This is a genomic window from Cryobacterium sp. CAN_C2 (assembly GCF_015751745.1).
Taxonomy (GTDB): Bacteria; Actinomycetota; Actinomycetes; order Actinomycetales; family Microbacteriaceae; genus Cryobacterium.
Window position 1 is genome coordinate 1 of record NZ_JADOUX010000045.1, and the last position, 2402, is coordinate 2402.

Consider the following 2402-nt stretch of genomic DNA (forward strand, 5'->3'; position numbering starts at 1 on the left):
TCCGCCCAAAACCCGTACTCCTTCAAAGCCGGAATCCAAGACCGCGCCTCAGGACTGGTGAAATTTGGCATCCGCTGGTACAACGCCACCACCGGCACCTGGACCCAACAAGACACCCTCGACACACCACTCAACCCCGCCAACGCCAACCGATACGCCTACGCCGCCAACGACCCCATCAACAACACAGATCCCGCTGGTCAGACCGTCTTCAACGATATCGCTGGTCTTGGTGTTGGCTTGGCAGTAGGCCTCACATGTGAGGTTGCGTCGTTAGGAATCGGCAGCTTTGGATGTGCGGTGATTGGTGCGGTCGTGGGGTACGGGTACTCATCCACGCTCAACTATCTTGAATACGGCGACACGCCCTCGCTCATGTGATTAGGGGAAGACACTCGCTCATCGGAGGCTGAAAATGCTTGAGGCTTTGTTGGTCGGCATCACAGTATTTGTGATCATTATGATCGTTGGGCCTATGATCCGGCGCCGGAAACTGCGCGACGGCGGCCGCACGCCCACTGCTGTTTGGGTAGTCGTCGCTCTCCTACTAGTTGGCGCGATCGCGCTGTCTATCTACGGCTATTTTCAACCGCGATAGAGCCTGATGCTCCTACTAGTTGTCAAGCTGCGATCTGGTGGGGTTCGTGTTCGTTGAGCCCAGGCCCGGTAGCGGTCCAGGAATCGGGTGTCGCGGATCGTGCCGCGTTCGATGAGTGAGATCTTGCTGATCGCGCAGTCGAGGGCGTCGGCGACGTCGGTGAGGGTGAGCCCGAGGTTCTTGCGCGCGGGCCGGAGGTCGCTAACTACCACCGCCAGCGTCATATGAAGACCATGCCAACGAAGTGCTGGGTCGGCTCAATGACCGGATGCGTAACGACGGCATACGGGCGGCTTTTGCGCTCCTGAGTCCGAAAGATCAAGACGTTCTCACCTTGTGCGTGCTCGAAGAGCTCACCATGGGGTCGCCTCAGAAACGGAATAAATCGTACGCTACCGGTCGCTGGCGGGTAGCCAGCGGTAGAGGGTGGGGATGGATACGCCGAGGTTGTGGGCAACGGTGGCTGGTGGGGTGCCGGTGGCGAGGAGTTGTTTTGCGGAGGCGATTTTGCTGTCGGTCATGATGCGTTTGCGTCCCGGGAGGCGTCCGGCCGTGCGGGCTGCTGCCAGTCCGGCTTGGGTGCGTTCGATGGTGAGTTCGCGTTCCATTTGAGCGAGGGACGCCATGACGTGGAAGAAGAATCGGCCAGCTGGGGTCGTGGTGTCGATCTGGTCGGTCAGGGATCGGAATCCGACGCCATCGTGGTGGAGTTGTTCGGTGAATGTGATGAGGTTCTTCACGGTTCGGCCGAGACGGTCGAGTTTCCACACGACGAAGGTGTCACCGGGTCGGAGTTGTTCGAGTGCTTTGGTCAGTCCGGGGCGATCGGTGCGGGTGCCGCTGATGGTGTCGTCGAAGGTTTTCTGGCAGCCGGCGGCGGTGAGGGCTTGGTGTTGGAGGGTGAGGTTTTGATCGTGGGTGGAGACGCGGGCGTAGCCGATGAGCATGAGGGCCTCGTAGTTTCTTGAAAGCCGTGGTTATGGGATGATACGAGAATACTATTCCGAGAACCATTTACGAGAATCGGATGGTCTTGAATTGGCGCGTCGTTCGTTGTCCTGGTCGCCAGGCGACTGCACTCACGTTTCGTCTCTTGATTTCCTCCGTTTTCGAGAAGGAGCGTGTATGCCTCGCCGTCCTGTTCTGACTGTCATCGAACGTCAGGAATTACTTGCTCTGCCCACGGACGCCGTGCAGCGTGTGCAGCACTTCACGTTGACCGATTCCGATCTTGCCATCATCCGCCAGCGGCGAGGTGAGGGGAACCGGTTGGGGTTCGCCGCCCAACTCTGTTATCTCCGATTCCCCGGCCGTGCTCTCGGGGTGGATGAGAGTCCCGAGCCGGCCCTGCTCGAAATGCTCTCACGTCAATTGGGCGTACCGGTTGACCGTTGGGAAGAATACGCGAAACGGGCACAAACGCGCAGCGAACATTTCGCGGAACTCCAGACGTGGCTGGGACTTCGGACATTCAGTCTGTCTGACTTTCGCCGCTGGGCGGCCACATTGGCGGACCTCGCCCAGCGCACTGATCGCGGCGCCGCCCTCGCCCAGGCCCTCGTCGGGGGTCTCCGAGAGGAGAGCGTCATTGTTCCGTCGGTCGACGTCATTGAGCGGATCTGCGGTGAAGCGTTGACGCACGGCACCCGGCGGATGCATGAGCAGTTGGTCGAACCCGTTCCTGCCGAGTCCCGTGCTGCGCTTGATGACCTCCTCGTGTTGGCCGAGGGAAGCCAGTTCAGCGGTCTCAGTTGGCTGCGGCAGCCGCCCGGGACGCCGCGTGCCCGGCATATTCTCGCGCATC

The 2402-nt window shown here is 60.3% G+C and carries 4 protein-coding genes; 2 read left to right on the forward strand and 2 right to left on the reverse strand.

Annotated features, from left to right (window positions below; translation table 11 throughout):
* On the forward strand, nt 1-381 hold a 381-nt coding region (locus tag IWX77_RS16755; protein WP_196845679.1), incomplete at its 5' end, for an RHS repeat-associated core domain-containing protein.
* Nucleotides 382-585: 204 nt separating this feature from the next.
* On the opposite strand, the gene IWX77_RS16760 is transcribed toward IWX77_RS16755, so the two are convergent.
* Both IWX77_RS16760 and IWX77_RS16765 read right to left on the reverse strand, forming a co-directional pair.
* A complete protein-coding gene (locus IWX77_RS16760) occupies nt 586-822 on the reverse strand; it encodes a helix-turn-helix domain-containing protein (protein ID WP_196845680.1) in 237 nt (78 codons plus the stop codon).
* 168 nt (nt 823-990) lie between these two features.
* Nucleotides 991-1545, reverse strand: coding sequence for a recombinase family protein (locus IWX77_RS16765; protein ID WP_196845681.1), 555 nt, complete (start codon nt 1543-1545; stop codon nt 991-993).
* A gap of 178 nt (nt 1546-1723) precedes the next feature.
* Here IWX77_RS16765 and IWX77_RS16770 point away from each other — a divergent pair.
* Nucleotides 1724-2402, forward strand: a 679-nt coding sequence (locus IWX77_RS16770; RefSeq protein WP_196845682.1) for a DUF4158 domain-containing protein, incomplete at its 3' end; no start/stop codon positions are given.